The sequence below is a fragment of the Nonomuraea sp. NPDC049158 genome (assembly GCF_040648335.1).
In the GTDB taxonomy this organism is placed as follows: Bacteria; Actinomycetota; Actinomycetes; order Streptosporangiales; family Streptosporangiaceae; genus Nonomuraea.
In genome coordinates, this window is sequence record NZ_JBEZDM010000010.1 from 171,266 (window position 1) to 191,968 (window position 20,703).

At 70.4% G+C, this 20,703-nt stretch carries 20 protein-coding genes; 8 read left to right on the forward strand and 12 right to left on the reverse strand.

Annotation, left to right across the window (positions count from 1 at the left end):
* Positions 1 to 198 precede the first annotated feature (198 nt).
* Positions 199 to 585 (forward strand): hypothetical protein, encoded by a 387-nt coding sequence (locus AB0B61_RS23210; RefSeq protein ID WP_358435212.1) that lies wholly within the window; start codon positions 199 to 201, stop codon positions 583 to 585.
* On the opposite strand, the gene AB0B61_RS23215 is transcribed toward AB0B61_RS23210, so the two are convergent.
* From AB0B61_RS23215 to AB0B61_RS23270, 12 genes are all read right to left on the reverse strand, one after another.
* Positions 582 to 2,168 (reverse strand): MFS transporter, encoded by a 1,587-nt coding sequence (locus tag AB0B61_RS23215; protein WP_358435215.1) that lies wholly within the window; start codon positions 2,166 to 2,168, stop codon positions 582 to 584. The two genes, AB0B61_RS23210 and AB0B61_RS23215, sit on opposite strands and share 4 nt — an antisense overlap.
* Positions 2,169 to 2,319: 151 nt before the next feature.
* On the reverse strand, positions 2,320 to 3,186 hold the full coding sequence (locus tag AB0B61_RS23220) for an SDR family NAD(P)-dependent oxidoreductase (RefSeq protein ID WP_358435218.1): 867 nt from the start codon (positions 3,184 to 3,186) through the stop codon (positions 2,320 to 2,322).
* Between the two features lie 183 nt (positions 3,187 to 3,369).
* Positions 3,370 to 3,951 (reverse strand): dihydrofolate reductase family protein, encoded by a 582-nt coding sequence (locus tag AB0B61_RS23225; protein ID WP_358435221.1) that lies wholly within the window; start codon positions 3,949 to 3,951, stop codon positions 3,370 to 3,372.
* Positions 3,952 to 4,186: 235 nt separating this feature from the next.
* The gene (locus tag AB0B61_RS23230; protein ID WP_358435224.1) at positions 4,187 to 4,693 is read right to left on the reverse strand and encodes a pyridoxamine 5'-phosphate oxidase family protein; all 507 of its coding nucleotides are present in this window, start codon (positions 4,691 to 4,693) and stop codon (positions 4,187 to 4,189) included.
* Positions 4,694 to 4,989: 296 nt separating this feature from the next.
* Complete coding sequence (locus AB0B61_RS23235; RefSeq protein ID WP_358435227.1) at positions 4,990 to 6,090, reverse strand: FAD-binding oxidoreductase; 1,101 nt, start codon at positions 6,088 to 6,090, stop codon at positions 4,990 to 4,992.
* 347 nt (positions 6,091 to 6,437) lie between these two features.
* Positions 6,438 to 6,971, reverse strand: a complete 534-nt coding sequence (locus tag AB0B61_RS23240; protein WP_358435230.1) for a 2'-5' RNA ligase family protein — start codon at positions 6,969 to 6,971, stop codon at positions 6,438 to 6,440.
* Between the two features lie 80 nt (positions 6,972 to 7,051).
* Positions 7,052 to 7,729 (reverse strand): type 1 glutamine amidotransferase, encoded by a 678-nt coding sequence (locus AB0B61_RS23245; protein WP_358435233.1) that lies wholly within the window; start codon positions 7,727 to 7,729, stop codon positions 7,052 to 7,054.
* Between the two features lie 56 nt (positions 7,730 to 7,785).
* Positions 7,786 to 8,613: a bifunctional 5,10-methylenetetrahydrofolate dehydrogenase/5,10-methenyltetrahydrofolate cyclohydrolase gene (locus AB0B61_RS23250; RefSeq protein WP_358435236.1), complete on the reverse strand. Its 828-nt coding sequence runs from the start codon at positions 8,611 to 8,613 to the stop codon at positions 7,786 to 7,788.
* Between the two features lie 108 nt (positions 8,614 to 8,721).
* Entirely contained in the window at positions 8,722 to 9,330 is a 609-nt protein-coding gene (locus AB0B61_RS23255; RefSeq protein ID WP_358435239.1) for a cyclodeaminase/cyclohydrolase family protein, read from the reverse strand.
* Positions 9,331 to 9,364: 34 nt separating this feature from the next.
* Positions 9,365 to 9,859 (reverse strand): hypothetical protein, encoded by a 495-nt coding sequence (locus AB0B61_RS23260; protein WP_358435242.1) that lies wholly within the window; start codon positions 9,857 to 9,859, stop codon positions 9,365 to 9,367.
* Between the two features lie 33 nt (positions 9,860 to 9,892).
* The gene (locus AB0B61_RS23265; RefSeq protein ID WP_358435245.1) at positions 9,893 to 10,897 is read right to left on the reverse strand and encodes a LacI family DNA-binding transcriptional regulator; all 1,005 of its coding nucleotides are present in this window, start codon (positions 10,895 to 10,897) and stop codon (positions 9,893 to 9,895) included.
* A 37-nt stretch (positions 10,898 to 10,934) separates the two neighbouring features.
* Positions 10,935 to 12,281, reverse strand: coding sequence for a rhamnulokinase family protein (locus AB0B61_RS23270; RefSeq protein WP_358435248.1), 1,347 nt, complete (start codon positions 12,279 to 12,281; stop codon positions 10,935 to 10,937).
* A 123-nt stretch (positions 12,282 to 12,404) separates the two neighbouring features.
* Here AB0B61_RS23270 and AB0B61_RS23275 point away from each other — a divergent pair, with 123 nt between their 5' ends.
* The 7 genes from AB0B61_RS23275 (at position 12,405) to AB0B61_RS23305 (ending at position 20,585) form a co-directional block, all read left to right on the forward strand.
* A complete protein-coding gene (locus AB0B61_RS23275) occupies positions 12,405 to 13,901 on the forward strand; it encodes a sugar ABC transporter ATP-binding protein (protein WP_358435251.1) in 1,497 nt (498 codons plus the stop codon).
* Between the two features lie 22 nt (positions 13,902 to 13,923).
* Positions 13,924 to 14,955: an ABC transporter permease gene (locus AB0B61_RS23280; protein ID WP_358435253.1), complete on the forward strand. Its 1,032-nt coding sequence runs from the start codon at positions 13,924 to 13,926 to the stop codon at positions 14,953 to 14,955.
* On the forward strand, positions 14,948 to 15,904 hold the full coding sequence (locus AB0B61_RS23285; protein WP_358435256.1) for an ABC transporter permease: 957 nt from the start codon (positions 14,948 to 14,950) through the stop codon (positions 15,902 to 15,904). Before AB0B61_RS23280 ends, AB0B61_RS23285 begins: the two co-directional genes overlap by 8 nt.
* Positions 15,901 to 16,974, forward strand: coding sequence for a rhamnose ABC transporter substrate-binding protein (rhaS, locus tag AB0B61_RS23290; protein WP_358435259.1), 1,074 nt, complete (start codon positions 15,901 to 15,903; stop codon positions 16,972 to 16,974). The genes AB0B61_RS23285 and rhaS overlap by 4 nt, the downstream gene beginning before the upstream one ends.
* A 97-nt stretch (positions 16,975 to 17,071) precedes the next feature.
* Positions 17,072 to 17,383 (forward strand): L-rhamnose mutarotase, encoded by a 312-nt coding sequence (locus AB0B61_RS23295; protein WP_225297987.1) that lies wholly within the window; start codon positions 17,072 to 17,074, stop codon positions 17,381 to 17,383.
* A gap of 14 nt (positions 17,384 to 17,397) precedes the next feature.
* Positions 17,398 to 18,543, forward strand: coding sequence for an L-rhamnose isomerase (gene rhaI, locus AB0B61_RS23300; RefSeq protein WP_358435261.1), 1,146 nt, complete (start codon positions 17,398 to 17,400; stop codon positions 18,541 to 18,543).
* Positions 18,543 to 20,585: a bifunctional aldolase/short-chain dehydrogenase gene (locus AB0B61_RS23305; protein ID WP_358435264.1), complete on the forward strand. Its 2,043-nt coding sequence runs from the start codon at positions 18,543 to 18,545 to the stop codon at positions 20,583 to 20,585. The genes rhaI and AB0B61_RS23305 overlap by 1 nt, the downstream gene beginning before the upstream one ends.
* Positions 20,586 to 20,703: the final 118 nt, after the last annotated feature.

A 20,703-nucleotide genomic window follows, 5' to 3' on the forward strand; every position in this document is an offset into this window, starting at 1 on the left:
TCGTGGCGATGTTCAGGACAATGACAGAACGCGCTGACTTATCGCTGTCATCGGACAGGCGTCGCCCTCCACCGATGTCAGCGCGATGAAGTCGGGTCCTGTGGGGCTCAAGAACTCGAATCGCTTCCAGGGCAGAGGCAGGGGTGCCGAGTGGCTGGTCCGGATTGCTTGGGATCATGTCGCGTGATCTTGTCTACGGTGTACGCCGTCACCCGTCGTCTGCTGTCTTTGCCCGCGCCGCTGCTCCGCAGGAGTGTTTCCAAGGAGGCGGAACTGCTGGTCCTGCGCCATCAGCTCGCGGTGTTGCGTCGGCAGGTGGCAAGGCCCCGGCCGTCGTGGGCGAATCGGGCGGTGATCAGCGCGTTGGCACGGCGGCTGTCTCCAGTCGGTCGTCGGCGGTTGTTCGTGACGCCGGGCACGCTGGGGCTACCGGCGGATCGCCGGGGACACGCCGCTCTGGGCTACCGGGTCGGGGCCTCCACGGTGTGGCTGATCTTGAAGAAGGCCGGCATCCATCCGGCGCCACAGGCGTGCTTGTCCCGCAGCGCTGTCGCGGAGTTTTGCCGTGTGCTGGTTTCTGCCTAGGCAGCCGACGCGGCGTCGAGTACCGGGGCGGTCTGTTGGTCCTTGTTCGTAGTGTCGTCGCCGCCGTGTGAGTTGTGCACCAGTCTGAACGCCCGCAGGGCGAGTACGGCCAGCCCGGCGTAGAAGACGGCGCTGACGATGCCCACCACGTGCACGCCGGAGGTGAACGCGTCGCGGGCCGCGGCCAGCAGGTCGCCGCTTTGCGCTGCGGGCAGGTGAGCGGCCGCGGCGACCGCGCGGTCGATGCTTTCCCGGGCGGCGCCCGCCACGTCGGGTGGTAGCGCGCCGAGCGCGTCCTCCACGTTGTTCCGGTACACCGCGGTGCCGAGGGTGGCGAGCGTGGCGATGCCGAGCCCGAGCCCGAATTCGTTGGTCGTCTGGACGATCGACGCCCCGGAGCCGGCCTTGTCCGTCGGCACGGCGCCCATGGCGAGGTGGTTGCACAGCGCGGCCAGCGGCCCGGTGCCGAGCATGGCGACACACATCGCGATGACGATCACCACGGGGCCGGACGTCGAGTCGGCCAGCGTGAACATCAGGTAGCCGACGCCCGCGACGAGCAGTCCGCCTCCGATCAGGTACGCCGGGCGGATGTGGCCGGCCAGCGGCGGGGTGCTCAGGTTGCCGATGATCATCAGTACGTTGGGCGCCACCAGGAGCAGGCCGGCTGCCAGCGGGGTCAGGCCCGTGACGTTCTGCAGGTACAGCGTCACGAGCAGGAGGGTGCCGGTGCCCACCACGCTGGTCACGAACATCAGGGTCAGCGCGGAGCTGAACGTGCGGTTGCCGAACATGCGCAGGTCGAGCAGCGGCTGCTCCAGGTGCCGCTGCCGGTGCACGAACACCGCCCCAGCCGCGATGCCGGACACCAGCGCTACGGCGGGCCACCCCTGCCAGCCGTGGCGAGCCAGTTCCTTGAGCCCGTAGACGAACGGCAGGATCGCCGCGAGGGACAGCACGACACTGACCGGGTCGAGCCTGCCGGTCCGCGCCGCACGCTGGCCGGGCAGCAGGAAGGGACCGAACACCAGCAGCAGCACGATCCCCGGCACGGACACCAGGAACACCGAACCCCACCAGAAATGCTCCAGCAGTACGCCACCGACCAGCGGGCCGAGCGTCAACCCGCCCATGAAGCAGGTCAGATAGACGGCCAGGGCACGGCCGCGTTGCCGCTGGTCGGTGAACATGCCGGTGACCAGCGCCAGCACCGACGGCATCACCGCGGCACCGGCCAAGCCGAGCAGCGCGCGGCTGGCGATGAGCATCTCCGGGCTGGTCGAAAACGCCGCCGCTGTCGAGGCGATGCCGAACACGGCGCCGCCGATGAGCAGAAGTTTCTTGCGGCCGATCCGGTCACCGATGGTGCCCATGGTGACCAGGAAGCCCGCGATCAGCAAGCCGTAGATGTCGACGATCCACAACTGCTGGACGCCGCTCGGCGCGAGGGCGGCACTCAGATGCGGAACGGCCAGGTACAGCACGGAGAAATCCATCGAGACGAGAAACGTGGGCAGGCCGAGTACAGCCAGCCCCGCCCATTCCCGCCTCCCGGCTCCCAGCCTCGTGTTCGCAGCGGTCACAACCTCATCCCTTCGGTAAGGCGACTGGCGTGTCGCCGGTCTCTCGCCTTGGCCACGAACGGGCTCGACGCCGTTCGACATCGTCAGAAAGAATCAGAAGACGTCCTCACCCCGACCCTGGGGAGGTCCTAGGCGCGCGGGGTCCTTGCTTTTAGAACCGAGGTTCTTCGGGCGTATCGGCGGTAGGGGGCGTCTCGTCGGAGACGCTGAGACTGACCTTTCGCCAGGCCTCGTCGCTGGTGGCGAGTTCCTGTGCCGCCTGCTGCGCCAGCGGCACGGCATCGGTGCCGAGCAGCAGGCGCAGAGGGGCATCGTCTCGGCCGGCGAGGTCTCGGACGACTTGGGCGACCCGGCGCGCGCTGGTCGCCTCATGACCGGAGGCGGCGCGTACCAGCTCGGCGAACGCTCCGATCGTCGGCTGGTACGGCGCGCTGGGCTGCGGGATGGTCATGGACGAGCCCGCCCAGTCGGTGCGCATGCCGCCCGGCTCGAGAACAGTGATCTTCACCCCGAACGGAGCGAGCTCGTGGGCAAGGCCGCTGGAGAATCCGGTTACGGCCCATTTGGCCGCCTGGTAGGCGGTCAGACCAGGGGCGGAGAAGCGAGCACTGAGTGAAGAGACCTGGATGAGATGACCATGGCCCTGCCCGCGCAGGACCGGCACGACCGCCTTCGACACATTGACCACGCCGAAGAAGGTGGTATCGACCTGCGTACGGAACGAGTCGATCGTCGTGTCCTCGAACGAGCTCAGGTCGCTGTAGCCGGCACTGTTGACGGCGACATCGAGGCGACCGAACGTCTCCACGGTCTGAGCAACCGCCCGTACAGCCGCGTCATAGTCGGTCACGTCCAGCCGCAGCGCAAGCACCTCATCGCCGTAGGTGTCGAGGAGGTCCTGCAGCCGCTCGGGGTTACGCGCCGTCGCCGCCACGCGATCACCCGCTTCGAGCGCGACCTCGACGAACGCGCGACCCAGGCCGCGTGAACTTCCTGTCACGAACCACACCTTGGACATGGACACTCCTAGCCATTGATCTAGCCATTGATCGAGTCACATGACGAGCTCGGTGCTCCGGTGGACATGCCCGTACAGGTGCTCGACATTGATGCCGGTGGTGCTCTTGATCGTGTTCGCGGGCCAAGGGCGGGCAGCGGGGTGGAGGGGGATGATGCGGATCGGTAGGCACCCGGCGCCTCATCAACGGCATACGGAGTTCACCCGGTAGCGCAGGTGCGTGACACCGGGCGCGTCGAGCACCCGGGTCAACTCCAACTCGACGCGGTCGGCGCCGAACAGCCGCCGCCCCTCACCGAGCACGACCGGGATCAGGTGGATCTCCAGCTCGTCGAGCAGGCCCTCACGCAGCAGCGACTGGGCGAGTCCGGCACCGTGCACCATCACGTCCTTGTCGCCGGCGGCCGCCTTGGCCTCACCCATCGCCGTCGCGACGTCGGGCACGTAGTGCACCCAGCCGCTCTGCGGCGCCGGCGGAACGCCACGCGTGGGGACGAAGATCGGCACACCATGGTGATCACCGTGCCAATGGCCGGCGTAGTCGAACGTCTTGCGGCCCACCACGACCGCACCCGTCGACATCCCCTCGCCGAACACCTGCCCGCTCAGCCCCGGCGGGTCGAAGTAGGGCGGGTCGGAGACGGGCTCGCCCAGCCACTCGTGCAGCCGCAGGCCGCCGATCCCGAGCCCGTTGCCCGGCCCGTCACCCGGGCCGGTGATGAACCCGTCGAGCGACATCGACATGTACAGCACGGACTTCGCCATACGATTTCCTTCCTTGCCGGCGCAGGGCAGGCGCACCTGGCCTCACCATGTGGCCTGCCCGCAGCGTCACCGAGATGTGCGGAAACAGCCGGCCTCTCGCGTCTGGAGTTGTTCTTGTTCGAGGCCTGCCTGGGGTCGGTCCCGCGGCAGTTGGATCTGGGGCGCGGTGAGCGGGACATGGCCGCTTCGTCCGCGCGATCGAGGCGCGCACCGGGACGGCTGTCGCCGTCGGGCACTAGGCCGGATGGCGCCAGGGCATCACCGGCGCGCGGTGGTCGGAGGTGAGGCCGTGCAGGGGGCACGGCTGGCGCGGCTCGCGGGGGCACAGCACGGACGCCTGGCTGATCGTCGCGCGATACAGGCGCCACGCCGCCGGTGCGGTGACGTCCTCGAGCGACAGGGTGGACCCGCCCCGGCTGGGGTCTCCGGGGTAGACCTCGATACCGCGGTCCAGGTCGCGGCCGGTCAGCTCGGCGGCGGTGCCGGACAGGTACACCGCCCGGCCGTGGTAGGTCGGCACCGTCGAGTCGAAGATCACCATGCTCAGCCGAGGACGCGCGGCGAGATTACGGGAGTGCTGCGTGTCGGGGCTGGACACCCAGAAGATCTCGGCGTAGTCGGCGGACGCGAAGTAGACGGGCGATGTCCACGGGGTGCCGTCGGCGTCGGCGGTGCCGAGGATCACGTACAGGTTGGCGTCCATCAGACCACGGGCGTGGGCGTCCAGATCGACGCCGGTCATGACGTCGGCTCCCGCTGGACCCGGTGGACAACGGTCATCGGGCCTCTGCGGCGCGTTCGGTGGTACCGGTTGTGCATCGTGACCTCCTTGTTCGAGGGTGTACAGCAGTCTGGCGGGCGGCAGGCGTCGGGACATCCGTGCTGAACACCGAGGCACTACTGAACGGCCACTGAGCCGCTGCGCAACGGTCGCTGACGTATGCATCCTGTTAGGCGTGGATTCGACAAAGGTATTGACACCGGAGTGCAGGTGATCGCGTGTCGCGAACGGCGCCACCACGGAACGCAGCCGCCGCGTCAAGTCTTCAACAACCGCGACGCTGCCCGGCAGAATCTGCCGGAGCTGTCGAATCCGGGCCGGGTTGTCAGGCTGGCGCCGATGCCGGGGTTGCGGAGCAGGGCGAGGATCGCCTCGTCGGGCAGAGACGTGAAGTAGTGGCCTTTCCAGTAGCGGCGGAACCGATGTCCTTGCACGCTGTCCTCGCGGCTTTGCAGGGTCAGGTAGGACAGCTCCTCGACGCTCTCGGCGACTATCGTGCCGAGCCCGCGGAAGGCCGCGATCAGCTCGGCGCCCTCGCCTGGGTCGCCGACCCAGACGAAGCCGATGGTCAGTTCCTGGCCGCCGATGCTCGCGGTGAAGGTGGCCTGGCGGGGTGCGGTGGCGTTCAGGTCGCGCCAACCTCGCAGTACGGCGAAGGCCTCTTCCCAGGCGTAGGTGAACTCGGCGACGAGGGTACGGGTGCCGACCTGGTGCAGGCGGAACTCGAACGAGGTCACGATGCCGAAGTTGCCGCCGCCACCGCGCAGTCCCCAGAACAGCTCGGGGTTCTCGGTCGCACTGGCTGTCACGATGTCGCCGGCGGCGGTCACGAGTTCGTACGAGACCACGTTGTCGCAGGCGAGCCCGAACCGCCGGGCGAGCCAGCCCATCCCGCCGCCGAGGGTGAGGCCGCCGACGCCGGTGTGCGACACATTGCCGGCCGTGGTGGCCAGGCCGTACTCCTGCGCGGCGCGATCCAGTTCGCCGAGCAGGGCGCCGCCCTGGATCCAGGCGAGCTGCCGCTCGGGGTCGACACGGACCTCGTTCATCGGCGTCAGGTCGATCATCAGCCCGCCCTCGGGTACGGCGAGTCCGGCGATGTTGTGGCCGCCGCAGCGGACCGCGATCTCCAGGTCCCTGGCCTGGGCGAAGCGGACCGCCGCCGCGACGTCCGCGGTGCCGTGACAGCGGGCGATCACGGCCGGGTGCCGGTCGATCATCGCGTTCCAGACCGTTCGCGCCTCGTCGTACCCGGCCTCTCCCGGGTGCAGCAGTTCGAGGGTGGGAGTGGTGGTGGTCATCGTCGTACTCCTGTCGCAACCGGCGAGCTGCTCGTCGAGCTCCGGTGCGACTCGCAAGGTTCGCGGCTGCTCCTGCAGGTGCTGGCGGCTGCCGGGTATCGGCGGTCTTCGGATACGGAAGGCTGACCGAACCGGCCGTCGTCGAGGGCATCGACCTGCTCGCCGACGCCATCGGCTCCCTCTGCCGTAAGTAGCCGGCTACGCGAATCGGTCGGTGACACGGCGCATGGTCTTCCAGGCCAAGGACGTCAACCGGGTTGCACCACTGGCACATCAATGGCGAGCCATTCCACCTCGGCCATGTCCATGCCCGCACGTCGCTCGGTTCCACCGAGGTCTGGCAACCATCGGGGATCTGTACGGCGGCTGACGCGCCTGTGCGGTGTTGGTGGCCTGATGCGTGCCTACGGAGGTGAGTCCGCCGCTGTTAAAGGGAAGTCCTCGACCTTCCGCCAGGCTGTCCCGTCATATGCCACCAGCTGGACCGCCGCCACCCGGGCCCTGACCGGCAATCCCAGCTCGATCGCCGTCCCCGCCTCGTCGAGGGCGGCGCCGTCGCTCTCGTACCCGACCGAGAGGTGCGGCAGCACCGTGCCGTACTTCCCCCCGTACGGCCGGGCCTCGGGCCAGCGCCCGGTCACCGCGTGCGTGAGCTGGACGAACGGCTCACCAGGCACCGGCTCCAGATACAGCAATCCGGGTAGCCGCGCGCACCTGGCGAATACCACGTCGAAGGCCGCGTACCCGGCGAAGAGCTCAGCCAGCGCCGCCCGGTCGACGGTGTCGAGCGGCAGGAACGGATACATCACCGTCACGTGCGCCGGCACCCCGTACGCCGCGGACGGGTCGAGCGTGGTCCGCCACCGGCCTACGACCGGCTCGGCCTCCAGGATGGGCACCACGAGCGCCGTGAGCCCGGCGGCGTAGCGACTCGTCATCAAGACTCCTTGAGCATGGAATCCCGCGCCTTCGGTTCGTGAGGGGAGGTTCGTGAGGGGAGGTTCGCGAGGAGAGGAGGTCAGACGAGCTTGGCGAAGCGGGTGGCCACCTCGCGCCAGATCGGCGTCGACACCGGCTCGTCGGCCACCGCCCGCGCATGGACCTCGTCCGGGTCGAAGCCGTCGACCCGCCACTCGCGGATGCGCGCCGGCAGCACCTCGGGATGGAACTGCACCCCCCACGCCTGCTCCCCGACCCGGAACGCCTGGTACGGGCAGGCCGTGGTCTGCGCCAGCCAGACCGCCCCCGGCGGCAGGGCGGTGACCGCGTCGACGTGGTGCTCGATGGCGGGCACCACCTCGGGCAAGCTGTGGAAGAGCGCGTCGTCGGCGGCTTCGGGCCGCAGCGTCACAGGGAGGCTGCCGTTCTCCGGCGCGCCCGCGTCGGGGGTCACCTCGCCGCCCGCGACCTCGGCCAGCATCTGACCGCCCAGGCAGATGCCGAACAGCGGCACGCCCTCCTCCAGCGCCTGCGCGAACAGGCTCCTGGCCGTGGCCAGCCACGGCGCACGGTCGTCGTCGCTCGGCAGGAAGCCGCCGCCCAGCATGATCATGGCGTCGTGCGACAGCCTGACAGGAAGGGGGGCGCCGTCATAGGCGGGTACGACGTCCAGCCGCAGCCCGGCCTCCTCCAGCCAGCCGCCGAGGCGGCCGGGGCCGCCGCTCCTGCTGTTCTGCACGATCAGCACGTCACGCATCGACACCCTCCAGCGTCGCCATCTCGGTCGTCCGGTACGTCATGCGGGAATTCCGGTCACATCAGGCCCGCCGACTGCGCGGTGTGCCGCAGCAGGAGCGCTGTCGTCACCGGGCCGACACCGCCCGGCACCGGTGTCAGCGCCCCGGCCCGGTTTACGACCGCGGCGGAGTCCACGTCGCCGGCCAGCCCGCCGTCCTCGGTCGGGTTGGTGCCGACGTCGATGACGACCGCGCCGGGCGCCACGTGCTCCGCCCCGATCAGCCCGGCCCGGCCCACGGCCGCGACCAGCACCTCGGCCGTGGACGTGACGGCCGGCAGGTCGCGGGTGCGCGAGTGGCAGACGGTCACCGTCGCGTTCCGGTCGAGCAGCAGGTGCGCCAGGGGTTTGCCGACCACGGTCGAACGGCCGACGACCACGGCCCGGCGGCCCGCCAGCTCGACCCCGTAGTGGTCGAGGAGGGCCAGCACGGCGGCCGCGGTGGCCGGGGCGAACGCGGGCAGCCCGGCGGCCAGCCGGCCCAGGGACAGCGGGTTCGCGCCGTCCACGTCTTTGGCCGGGTCGATGGCGGCGGCCAGCTCCTGCGCCGACGCGCCCGGGGGGAGCGGGGTCTGCAGTATGACGCCGTGCACGTCCGGGTCGGCGCTGAGCCGTTCGAGAGTCTCGCGGATGCCGGTGGCCGTGGCTTCGGGGCCGAGGTCGGTGAGCTCGAAGGCGATGCCCACACCTGCGGCGGCCTTGGCGATCGAGCGTACGTACCAGAGGCTCGCCTCGTCGGCGGTCGCGACGACGACGGCCAGCTTCGGCTGCGGCCCGGCCGCCACCCGCGCCGCCGTCTCCGCCCTGATGGCGGCGGCCAGTTCCTTACCCGTGAGCGTCTTCACACGTAGATCCTCTCGCACGGCTCGCCGGCCACGTGACCGTCCCCCCAGCACAGCGCGGCTCGCCAACCCCGTGACCATCCCCCGGCACAGCGGGGCTCGCCGACCCGGTCACGTGGCGGTGAGGCCCTCGCGGACCCTGGCCGTCACCCACTCCGCTCTGGCGACCGTCGCGTCCACGTCGGCCAGCCGGGCCCGGAGCCCATGCAGGGCCTTCTCGTCCTTGATGCCGCCCAAGTTGACCTCGACGTTCACCCGCGCGGTCGTGAGCGCGGCGCGCGCCGCCTCGGCCGCCGCCGCCACGTCCGTGACCACGTTGGGGTTGCCGATCGGCAGCAGCTGCTCGCAGAGCTCGACCAGTCGCGTGGCCGTCTCGACGACCCTGGCGGGCGGCTCGGCCGCGCCGACGAGGGCGGCGGCGATGGCCGCGCTGCGCTCCGGGCCCTTCGGCAGCCGGTAGGCGTCCGTCACGGCGGTGAAGGCCGCCGCGTCCTCCTCCAGCAGGCGCAGCGCCCGCGCGCGCATCGTGTCGGTCTCGGCGATCAGCGCGACGATGGTCTCGGCGTGGCCGGTGTACTTCTCCCCGGTGGTGTAGCGGGCGACCATGCCGAGCAGCGCGGCGGCCTGCGCCGCGTGCAGGGCCGCCGTGGCGCCCCCTCCCGGCGCGGGCACGTGTGCGGCGAGCTGGGCGAGGAAGTCGGTGATCCTGGAGTCGCGCATGGCGGCATTCTGCCAGGCTACGACTCCGTACCGCTCACTCGCGGTGGATCGGCCGCGTCGCGTCCTCCGGTCCCCGGTACGGCGGGATCACGCCGTACGTGGGCTCGGCCGGAAGGGGGCGCGGCGTCGAGCGCCAGCGCGAAGGGAAGGCCGAACCCACCAGCAGCAGCACGCCGATCATCAGCAGCACCCCGGAGTAGGTCAGGGTCAGGAACCCGTTCCAGAGGACCGCGGAGAAAATCCGCTCAGGCATCAGGTGGAGGCCGACGATGTCCAGGACCGGCAGGAGTCCGAACGCGGTGAACTCCAGCCCGCCCACCAGCGAGGCGACGGGCGACAGCCGCGAGGCGAGCAGCGGCGCGAGCAGGATCCCCGAGACGACGATCGCGCCGATCCCGGCCCAGGAGATGACGAACTGCTGGTAGTTGAGGCTGAACTCACCGACGCCGTAGAACAGTCCGACGGCGATCAGCGGAGGGAGGAGCAGCCCCGCGACCAGCCCGAGCGCATGACGGGCACCATTTGGCATGATCAACCCCGTTTGTCGGTTTTGCGGGACAACCTACCGCGTGGACTCCCTGACGACGAGATCCGGCTGGAACATGATCTGCTGGTGCGCGTGCGTCCCCGGGTTGTCGCACTCGTCGAGCAGCAGTTCGGTGGCCACCCGGCCGAGCTGGTACGTGGGCTGCCGGACCGAGGTCAGCGACACCGTGGAGGCCGAGGCGAAGTCGATGTCGTCATAGCCGATCAGCGACACGTCCTGAGGCACCCGTACGCCCGCCTGGAGCAGGCCGCGCAGCATGCCGAGCGCGAGCAGGTCGTTGGCGCAGAACAGCGCGTCCGGAAGCGTCCCCTCGGCGAGCAGGTTCTCGGCCGCCTGCTGGCCCGCCTTCGCCGTCATCGCGGGCATCGAGACCTCGAGCAGCTCGCGCGGGTCGCGCCCGGCCGCGGCCATCGCCTGCTCGGCGCCGCGCTTGCGGTCCTGGCACTGCCGGATCACGGGGGGCCCGGTGACGTAGCCGAGGCTGCCGGCGCCGCCGTCCAGCAGGTGGGCGACGGCCATCGAGCCGCCGGTCACGTCGTTCACGGCGACGGCGCACTGGTCGGAGCGCTCGGCCGGATGGTCGACGAGCACCACGCAGATGCCGCGTCCCCGCAGCTGGTCGAGCCGGCCCGGGTCCTCGTCCGACGGCGTGATGAGGACCCCGCGCACCCGCTGCTCGGCGAACACCAGCAGGTTGCGCTCCTCCTTCATCCGGCTGCCCGAGGAGTTGCCGAGGATGACGGCGTAGCCGCGCTCGCTCGCCACGTCCTCCACCCCGGCGGCCACGTCGGTGAAGAACGGGTTGCCGATGTCGATCACGGACAGGCCGACCGTGCGGCTGTGGCCGGCCCGCAGCGTCGAGGCGGAGCCGTGCCTGACGAAGCCGAGCTCCCTGATGGTCGACTCGACCCGGATCCGGGTGGAGTCGGCCACCTTCTCCGGACGGTTGAGCACGTTGGACACCGTGCCGGGCGACACGCCCGCCCGGGCCGCGACGTCCTTGATGCTCACCGTGGTCACGACCCCTCCTCCATCCGTCTCCTGAGAGCAGGCTCGGTCATGGGTGCCCCCGTGGCTCGTAGGTGCGCAGGCTCTCGCTTCGTCGTACCAGAGCCCGCATGTCGGCCAGGTCGCCGACCAGGCCGCGCGCCCGCGCCTGGACCAGCGCGTTCCCCAGGGCGGCCGCCTCGACGGGCCCCGCGACGACCGGCAGGCCGGTGGCGTCGGCGGTGAGCTGGCACAGCAACGCGTTGCGCGATCCGCCGCCCACCAGGTGGACGACCTCGACCGGCCGCCCGCTCAGCCGGACGGCGTCGGCGACGGCCCGCTGGTAGGCGAGGGCGAGGCTCTGCAGGATGCATCGTACGGCCTGCGCCCGATCCTCCGGAGCCGCCTGCCCGGTACGCGCGCAGTAGTCCGCGATCCGCGCGGGCATGTCGCCCGGCGGCAGGAACGACGGATCGTCCGGATCGATGACCGCCTCGGTCCTGGCCTCGGCGGCGGCGGCGAGCAACGGCTCCAGCGCGGGGTCGCCCCACACGCGCAGGCACTCCTGGAGGATCCACAGGCCCATGACGTTGCGCAGGTAGCGGGTGGTGCCGTCGATGCCGGCCTCGTTGGTGAAGTTGGCCAGGCGGCTCTCCTCCGTCAGCACCGGGGCGGGCAGCTCGACGCCGACCAGGGACCAGGTGCCGCAGGAGATGTAGGCGAAGCGGTCGCCGGTGGCGGGCACGCCGACCACGGCCGAGGCGGTGTCGTGCGAGCCCACCCGGGCCAGGGAGGTGGTGTAGCCGATCTCGGCGGCCACGTCGGGCCGCAGCTCCGCGAGGCCGCCATCCGAAATTTCGGGAAATATCCGGCTTGGGAGGCCGAGGCGGTCGATCAGGTCCCAGGCCCAGTCCCGCTTGGTGACGTCGTACAGGCCGGTCGTCGAGGCGTTGGTGCGCTCGGCGCCGCGCTCGCCGGTCAGCCAGTAGCCCAGGAGGTCGGGGATCAGCAGCATCGTCTCGGCCCGGTCCAGCCGGTCGCAGGCCAGCTGGTTGATCGTGTTGAACCGGAGGAACTGCAGCCCGGTCACCTCGTACGGGTCGGCCCGCTCGGTCACCTTCTCGGTGCGCCCGTCGCGGTAGTGCACCGGGTTGCCGATCAGCGCTCCGTCACGGTCGAGCAGGCCGTAGTCGATGGCCCACGCGTCGATGCCGACCGACTCGGCGGGCCCGGCCCTGCGCAGCCCGTCGAGCACCCCCTGGTAGAGGGAGAGGATGTCCCAGTGCAGCGTCCCGGCCACGCGTACGGGCCGGTTGACGAACCGGTGTTCCTCTACGAGCCGCACGCTGTCAGCCGACACGTCGGCACTCATGACCCGCCCGCTGGAGGCGCCAAGGTCCACTGCAGTGAATCGCACCCCCCGATTAAAACGTAACAATCACAAAGACGCCAGAAGACGCGTGAAGGCATTGACGACTGCTGGTCCAGCGCCTAGATTCCGGGTTCGTCGCGATTAAAACGTTTGTTGTCCGGAGGATGCATGAGTGGTGCCCCCACCCTCGCGCTCGCGAACGTCAGCAAGTCGTTCGGAGCCGTCAGAGCGCTGCGCGACGTCTCACTCGAACTGTTCGCCGGCGAAGCGCACGCGCTCGCGGGCGAGAACGGCGCGGGCAAGTCCACCTTGGTCAAGACGCTCGCCGGCGTCCACCGGCCCGACACCGGCCAGGTCCTGCTGAACGGTGAGCCGGTCGTCTTCGCCGGACCGGCCGACGCCCAGCAGGCCGGTGTGGCGGTCATCTACCAGGAGCCCACGCTCTTCCCCGACCTGTCCGTGGCCGAGAACATCTTCATGGGCCGCCAGCCCCGCCGCACCCTGGGCCGCATCGACCGCAAGGCGATGCACGCCCAGGCGCGGCGGCTGTTCGAGCGGCTCGGCGTCGCCCTCGACCCCGAGCAGCCCTCGCGCGGCCTGTCCATCGCCGACCAGCAGCTCGTCGAGATCGCCAAGGCCCTCTCCCGCGAGGCCCGCGTCCTGGTGATGGACGAGCCGACCGCCGCGCTGTCCGGCAACGAGGTGGCGCGGCTGTTCTCGGTGGTCGAGGCGCTGCGCGAGCACGACTGCGCGATCCTGTTCATCTCGCACCGGCTGGACGAGATCTTCTCGCTCTGCCAGCGGGTCACGACGCTGCGCGACGGCGCGTGGATCGCCAGCGAGCCGGTCGCCGGGCTCACCCACGACGACCTGGTACGGCGCATGGTGGGCCGCGACCTCGGCACCCTCTACCCCAAGGAGGAGGCCGCGCTCGGCGAGGTCGCCCTCCAGGTGGACCGGCTGACCCGCGAAGGCGTCTTCACCGACGTCTCCTTCCAGGTACGGCGGGGCGAGATCGTCGCGCTGGCCGGACTGGTGGGCGCCGGGCGCAGCGAGGTGGCCAGGGCGGTGTTCGGGGTGGACCGCTGGGACGCGGGCTCCGTCTCGGTGGACGGCCGGCCGCTGCCCGCCGGGAGTCCCACGGCGGCGATGGGCGCCGGCCTGGCCCTGGTGCCGGAGGACCGCCGCCAGCAGGGGCTGGTCATGGAGCTGTCGATCGAGCGCAACATCGGCCTGACCGGGCTGGGCTCGCTGCGCAGGGGAGTGACGATCTCCCGTACGGCCGAGCGCGACCGGGCCAAGGACTGGGCGGTGCGGCTGCAGCTGAAGTTCGCCCGGCTGAGCGACGGGGTGGGCGTGCTGTCCGGGGGCAACCAGCAGAAGGTCGTGCTGGCCAAGTGGCTGGCCACCAAGCCGTCCGTACTGATCGTGGACGAGCCGACCCGCGGCATCGACGTCGGCACCAAGGCGGAGGTGCACCGGCTGCTGTCGGAGCTGGCCGGTCAGGGCATCGCGGTGCTCATGATCTCCTCCGACCTTCCGGAGGTGCTGGGCATGGCCGACCGTGTGCTGGTCATGCACGAGGGGCGGCTGACCGCCGAACTCTCGCGCGCCGACGCGACCGAGGAGAGCGTGATGAACGCCGCCACCGGGAGGGCCGCATGACGGCCATCATGGGGAGGGCCGCGTGACGACCGCCACCGCGCCACCCGAGCAGACGACGCCCACGCGCAGCGCCCGCGGCCTCGTCGACCTGGTGTTCCGCGCCCGCGAGCTGAGCCTGGTCATCGCGCTGGCCGCGCTGGTCGGCGTCACGGCCAGCGTCAACGGCAACTTCCTGTCCGGGCAGGGCGTCGAGGACATCCTGCTCAACACCGCCACCCTCGCGCTGCTGGCCGTCGGCCAGTCCATGGTGGTGATCACCCGCAACCTCGACCTGTCCGTCGGCTCGGTGGTGGGGCTGGTCGCCTTCGTGACCGGCGACCAGCTGGCGAGCGGCATGGGCATCCTGCCCGCCGTCCTGCTCGGGGTGGCGATCGGCGCGGCCTGCGGGCTGATCAACGGCCTGCTGGTCAGCTTCTGCCGGGTCCCCGCCCTGGTGGTGACGCTCGGCACCCTCTACGTGATCCAGGGGATCGACCACTACATCGCCCACGGGCGGCAGATCAACGCGGTCAACCTGCCGCCGGGGCTGCTGTCGCTGGGCAACGGCTCGGTGCTCGGGGTGCCGTACCTGCCGCTCATCACGCTGGTGATCATGGTGATGATCGGCTACTACCTGCGGTCCTACCCGAGCGGCCGGGAGTTCTACGCGATCGGCTCCAGCCCCGAGGCCGCCCGGCTCGCCGGTGTGCCCGTCAGGCGGCGGATCCTGCTCGCCTACCTGGTCAGCGGCTGCCTCGCGGGACTGGCGGGGGTGCTCTGGCTGGCCAGGTTCGGCACGGTCATCGCCGACTCCGCGCACGGCTGGGAGCTGCTCGTGGTCAGCGCGGTCGTGGTCGGCGGCGTCGCGATCACCGGCGGCGTCGGCAGCGTGTACGGCGCGGCGCTCGGCGCGCTCCTGCTCACCACGATCGGCAGCGCGCTGGTCGTGCTCCGGGTCAACCCGTTCTGGCAGCAGGCCATCACCGGCGCGCTGCTCCTGCTGGCGATCAGCGTGGACCGGGTGCTCGCCCTCAGACTGGCCCGCCTGCTCAGGAACAGGAGCCGTCATGGCTAAGGTCTTGCGCTGGGACGTGCTGGTCGGCGCGCTGCTGATCGCGGTGTTCGCGGCCGGCTCGCTCACCTCGCCCGGCTTCGCGAGCGTCGACAACCTGTCGTTCGCTCTCGGGGACCTCGGCGAGATCGCGCTCATCGCGCTGGCCATGACCATGCTGGTGGTGGCCGCCGAGGTGGACCTGTCGGTCGCCTCCGTGCTCGGGCTCTCCAGCGCGCTGGTCGGCTCGCTGTGGGACGGCGGCATGGCCATCGAGGCGATCATCCCGATCGCCATCGTGACCGGGGCCGTGTGCGGCCTGGTCAACGGTCTGCTGGTGACCCGGCTCGGGCTGCCCTCGCTGGCCGTCACGATCGGCACGCTCGCCCTCTACCGCGGCCTCGCCTACGTCGTGCTCGGTGACCGGGCGGTCGCCCAGTTCCCGCCGGACTACACCGCGCTCGCCGTCAACGACGTGCCCGGGACGCCCATCCCGTACCCGATAGCGGTGTTCGTCCTGCTGGCCGCCGTCGTGGGCGTGGTCCTGCACGCCACCGGCTTCGGCCGGGCGCTGTACGCGATCGGCGCGCAGGAGCAGGCCGCGTTCTTCGCCGGGATCCGGGTCAAGCGCATCAAGCTGCTGCTCTTCGTGATCTCCGGCACCGTCGCCGCCTTCGCCGGCGTCGTCTTCACGCTCAGGTACGGCTCCGCCCGCGCCGACAACGGCGTGGGCATCGAACTCGCCGTCATCGCCGCCGTGCTCCTGGGCGGCGTCGACTTCGACGGCGGCAAGGGCACGCTCGGCGGCGTCATCGCCGGTGTGCTGCTCATCGGGCTGCTGCGCAATCTGCTCATGCTCGGCGACGTCTCGACCGAGATCCAGTCGATCGTCACTGGACTGCTCCTCATCGTCTCGGTGCTCACCCCCCGTCTCGTCTCGCTCGTCAGGCCAGCTCTGAAAGGATCCCCATGACCCCGATGCGCCTGACCGCTGTGACCGCGCTGCTTGCTCTCGGCGTGGCGGCTTGCAGCGGTACGACCAAGTCGAACGTGACCTCCGCGCCCGCGCCGGCGCCCGCCTCCTCTTCCGCCGCCGCCAAGGCCGACCCGAACGCCCCGATCAAGCAGGGGCTGAAGCTCGCCTTCCTGCCCAAGGCGATCAACAACCCCTACGAGACGATCGTCGACAACGCGGGCATCGAGGCGGCCAAGGAGTATCAGGGCGAGGCCAAGGAGGTCGGCCCGTCCGACGCGTCGGCCTCCTCGCAGATCTCCTACATCAACACGCTCACCCAGCAGGGCCACGACGCGATCCTCATCGCCGCCAACGACGCCAACGCCGTCTGCGGGCCGCTCCAGCAGGCCCGCGCCAAGGGCATCAAGATCGTCGCGTACGACTCGGACGCCGCCCCGGAGTGCCGTGACCTGTTCATCAACCAGGCCAGCTCGGAGGAGGTCGGCCGCAGCCAGGTCAAGCTGCTGGCCGGGATGATCGGCAACAAGGGCGACATCGCCATCCTGTCGGCCACCGCGAACGCCACCAACCAGAACACCTGGATCAAGTTCATGAAGGACGAGCTCGGCAAGCCCGAGTACAAGGACATGAAGCTGGTCAAGGTGGCCTACGGCGACGACGACGACCAGAAGTCGTTCACCCAGACGCAGGGCCTGCTGCAGGCGTATCCGAACCTGAAGGGGATCATCTCCCCGACCACGGTCGGCATCTCGGCCGCGGCCCGGTACATCTCCGGCTCCAAGTACAAGGGCAAGGTCGTGCTCACGGGGCTCGGGACGCCGAACCAGATGCGGCAGTTCGTCAAGGACAAGACCGTGGCGAAGTTCGCGCTGTGGAACCCGAAGGACCTCGGCTACCTGGCCTCCTACGCCGCCGCCGCGCTGGTGTCGGGGCAGATCACCGGGGCCGAGGGGGAGACGTTCAAGGCGGGCAAGCTGGGCGAGCGGACGATCGGCAAGCAGGGCGAGGTCATCCTGGGCCCGCCGTTCACCTTCGACGCGGCGAACATCGACCAGTTCGACTACTGACGGTTTTTGATCCCTAGCCGGCCCGGCGCCGTTGTGGGCGCCGGGCCCCCCGGCGCCGCGAGGGTCCGTGCGGGGTGGATATGAGAGGAGGTTGGTTATGGAGCGGGTGTGTTTTGTGTTGAAGGTCCGGCCCGAGCGGCTCGACGAATACGCCGAGCGGCATCAGGCCGTCTGGCCCGAGATGCTCGAAGCGCTGACGAAGGCCGGGTGGCGTAACTACTCGTTGTTCCTGAGCGACGACGGACTGCTGGTGGGCTACCTGGAGACCGACGACTTCAAGGCGGCTCAGCAGGCGATGGCCGAGACCGGTGTCAACGCGCGCTGGCAGGCGGAGATGGCTCCCTTCTTCGAGGCCGGACGGCCCGACGAGGGGCTGCTCACGCTGGCCGAAGTTTTCCATCTGGCCTGAAATCGGGGAAAGAAATGATCAAGGATCAGCTGCGGCAGCAGCGCATTGAGACGCCGTCCTGGGCGTACGGCAACTCCGGCACGAGGTTCAAGGTGTTCGCCCAGCAGGGCGTGCCGCGCGACCCGTACGAGAAGCTGGCCGACGCCGCGCAGGTGCACCGCTACACCGGCGTCGCGCCGACCGTGGCGCTGCACATCCCGTGGGACAAGGTCGAGGACTACGCCGACCTCGCGCGGCACGCGACCGAGCAGGGGGTGACCATCGGGGCCATCAACTCCAACGTCTTCCAGGACAACGACTACATGCTCGGCAGTGTCACCCACCCCGATCCCGAGGTGCGGCGCAAGGCGCTGCGGCACCTGCTCGACTGCGTCGACATCATGGACGCCACCGGGTCCGACACGCTCAAGCTGTGGTTCTCCGACGGCACCAACTACCCGGGCCAGGACGACATCAGGGCCCGCCAGGACCGGCTGGCCGAAGCGCTCGCCGCGGTCTACGAGCGGCTCGGCGAGGAGCAGCGCTTCCTGCTGGAGTACAAGCTGTTCGAGCCCGCCTTCTACATGACCGACCTGCCCGACTGGGGCACCGCCTACGCGCACTGCCTCAAGCTCGGCGACAAGGCGCAGGTCGTGGTCGACACCGGGCACCACGCGCCCGGCACCAACATCGAGTTCATCGTGGCGTTCCTGCTGCGTGAGGGCAAGCTCGGCGGGTTCGACTTCAACTCGCGCTTCTACGCCGACGACGACCTGATGGTGGGCGCGGCCGACCCGTTCCAGCTGTTCCGCATCATGTTCGAGGTCATCGGCGGCGGTGGCTACACCTCCGAGACCGCCTTCATGCTCGACCAGTGCCACAACATCGAGCCCAAGATTCCCGGCCAGATCCGCTCGGTGATGAACGTCCAGGAGGCCACCGCCAAGGCGCTGCTCGTCGACCGCGACGCGCTGGCCGCCGCCCAGCGGGAAGGTGACGTGCTGGGCGCCAACGCCGTGCTCATGGACGCCTACAACACCGATGTCCGCCCGCTGCTCGGTGAGCTGCGGGAGGAGATGGGGCTCGCGCCCGATCCGATGGCCGCCTACGCCAAGTCCGGATACTTCGAGAAGATCGCCGCCGACCGCGTCGGTGGCAACCAGGCAGGCTGGGGGGCCTGATGTCGAACGCCAAGAACGAACTGCTCGAAAGATCACACACGCTCGGCTCCGATCCGCGCAACACCAACTTCGCCGGCGGCAACGCCTCCGCCAAGGGCACCGCGAACGACCCGGTCACGGGCCAGGACGTGGAGCTGCTCTGGGTGAAGGGCTCCGGCGGCGACCTGGGCACGCTCACCGCCGGCGGCCTGGCCGTCCTGCGCCTGGACCGGTTCAGGGCGCTGACCGGCGTCTACCCGGGCGAGGAGCGCGAGGACGAGATGGTGGCGGCCTTCGACTTCTGCCTGCACGGCAAGGGCGGCGCCGCACCGTCGATCGACACCGCCATGCACGCCCTGGTCGACTCCGTCCACGTCGACCACCTCCACCCCGACTCGGGCATCGCGATCGCCACCGCCGCCGACGGTCCCGAGCTGACCGCGCGGGTCTTCGGCGACCGGGTCGTCTGGGTGCCGTGGCGGCGGCCCGGCTTCCAGCTCGGTCTCGACATCTCCGCGATCAAGGCCGCCAACCCGCAGGCCATCGGCTGCATCCTGGGCGGCCACGGCATCACCGCCTGGGGCGAGACGAGCGCCGAGTGCCAGGCGAACTCGCTGGAGATCATCCGTACCGCCGAGCAGTACATCGCCGACCACGGCCGCCCGGACCCGTTCGGCCCGGTCGTCCACGAACCCCTGCCGGAGGAGGCCAGGCACCGGCGCGCGGCGGAGCTCTTCCCCGCGATCCGCGGCCTGGCGAGCACCGACGCCCGCCAGGTCGGTCACTACACCGACTCGCCCGAGGTGCTCGACTTCCTGGCCCGCGCCGAGCACCCGAGGCTCGCCGCGCTCGGCACCTCCTGCCCCGACCACTTCCTGCGCACCAAGGTCGCCCCGCTCGTCGTGGACCTGCCGCCGGACGCGCCGCTCGCGGACGTCCTGACCCGGCTGGGCGAGCTGCACACCCGGTACCGCGAGGAGTACGCCGCCTACTACCAGCGCCACGCGGCCCCCGACTCGCCCCCGATGCGCGGCGCCGACCCGGCGATCGTGCTGGTGCCCGGGGTCGGCATGTTCAGCTTCGGCAAGGACAAGCAGACCGCCCGGGTCGCCGGTGAGTTCTACGTCAACGCGATCAACGTGATGCGCGGCGCCGAGGCGCTGTCCAGCTACCGGCCGATCGAGGAGTCGGAGAAGTTCCGCATCGAGTACTGGGAGCTGGAGGAGGCCAAGCTGCGCCGCCTGCCCGCGCCCAAGCGGCTGGCCGGGCGCGTCGCGTTCGTGACCGGCGGCGGCTCCGGCATCGGCGCCGCCACCGCCAGACGGCTGGCCGCTGAGGGCGCGTGCGTGGTGGTCGCCGACCGCGACCTGGGTGCCGCGGACAAGGTGGCCGCCGAACTCGGCGGCGCCGCCTACCGGCCGCAGGACGTCGCGATCGCCGTGGGCGTGGACGTGACGTCCGAGGAGCAGATCGCCGAGGCGGTACGCCAGGCGGTCCTCGCCTTCGGCGGTGTCGACCTGGTGGTCAACAACGCGGGCCTGTCCCTGTCGCGCTCGCTGCTGGAGACCACGCTCGACGACTGGAACCTGCAGCACGACGTGATGGCCCGCGGCTCGTTCCTGGTCTCCAGGGAGGCCGCGCGGGTCCTGCTGAGCCAGGCGATGGGCGGCGACATCGTCTACATCTCCTCCAAGAACGCCGTCTTCGCCGGGCCGAACAACGTCGCCTACGGCGCGGCCAAGGCCGACCAGGCCCACCAGGTCCGCCTCCTCGCGGCCGAGCTCGGCCCGCACGGCATCCGGGTCAACGGCGTCAACCCCGACGGCGTCGTACGCGGCTCGGGGATCTTCGCCTCCGGCTGGGGCGCCAACCGGGCGGCCGTCTACGGGGTCGAGGAGGAGCGCCTGGGCGAGTTCTACGCGCAGCGCACGCTGCTCAAGCAGGAGGTCCTGCCGGAGCACGTGGCCGCGGCGGTGTTCGCGCTCACAGGCGGGGAACTGTCGCTGACGACCGGGCTGCACATCCCGGTCGACGCGGGAGTGGCCGCCGCCTTCCTGCGCTGACGCCGATTCGTACGCCGGGAGACGCGCCTCCTCCGCTCTGGAGGCGCGTCCTCGCCGAAGCCCCAACCTGTAACGGCGGGATACCGCACCCGCGACCGGAAGAGGAGACCAAGAAGAC

Bases quoted from the DNA above. Each gene is read 5' to 3' on its own strand.
- AB0B61_RS23220 (WP_358435218.1), bottom strand. From the start codon at position 3,186: ATGTCCAAGGTGTGGTTCGTGACAGGAAGTTCACGCGGCCTGGGTCGC.
- AB0B61_RS23225 (WP_358435221.1), bottom strand. From the start codon at position 3,951: ATGGCGAAGTCCGTGCTGTACATGTCGATGTCGCTCGACGGGTTCATC.
- AB0B61_RS23230 (WP_358435224.1), bottom strand. From the start codon at position 4,693: ATGACCGGCGTCGATCTGGACGCCCACGCCCGTGGTCTGATGGACGCC.
- AB0B61_RS23240 (WP_358435230.1), bottom strand. From the start codon at position 6,971: ATGACGAGTCGCTACGCCGCCGGGCTCACGGCGCTCGTGGTGCCCATC.
- AB0B61_RS23245 (WP_358435233.1), bottom strand. From the start codon at position 7,729: ATGCGTGACGTGCTGATCGTGCAGAACAGCAGGAGCGGCGGCCCCGGC.
- AB0B61_RS23255 (WP_358435239.1), bottom strand. From the start codon at position 9,330: ATGCGCGACTCCAGGATCACCGACTTCCTCGCCCAGCTCGCCGCACAC.
- AB0B61_RS23260 (WP_358435242.1), bottom strand. From the start codon at position 9,859: ATGCCAAATGGTGCCCGTCATGCGCTCGGGCTGGTCGCGGGGCTGCTC.
- AB0B61_RS23275 (WP_358435251.1), top strand. From the start codon at position 12,405: ATGAGTGGTGCCCCCACCCTCGCGCTCGCGAACGTCAGCAAGTCGTTC.
- AB0B61_RS23285 (WP_358435256.1), top strand. From the start codon at position 14,948: ATGGCTAAGGTCTTGCGCTGGGACGTGCTGGTCGGCGCGCTGCTGATC.
- rhaS (WP_358435259.1), top strand. From the start codon at position 15,901: ATGACCCCGATGCGCCTGACCGCTGTGACCGCGCTGCTTGCTCTCGGC.
- AB0B61_RS23295 (WP_225297987.1), top strand. From the start codon at position 17,072: ATGGAGCGGGTGTGTTTTGTGTTGAAGGTCCGGCCCGAGCGGCTCGAC.
- rhaI (WP_358435261.1), top strand. From the start codon at position 17,398: ATGATCAAGGATCAGCTGCGGCAGCAGCGCATTGAGACGCCGTCCTGG.
- AB0B61_RS23305 (WP_358435264.1), top strand. From the start codon at position 18,543: ATGTCGAACGCCAAGAACGAACTGCTCGAAAGATCACACACGCTCGGC.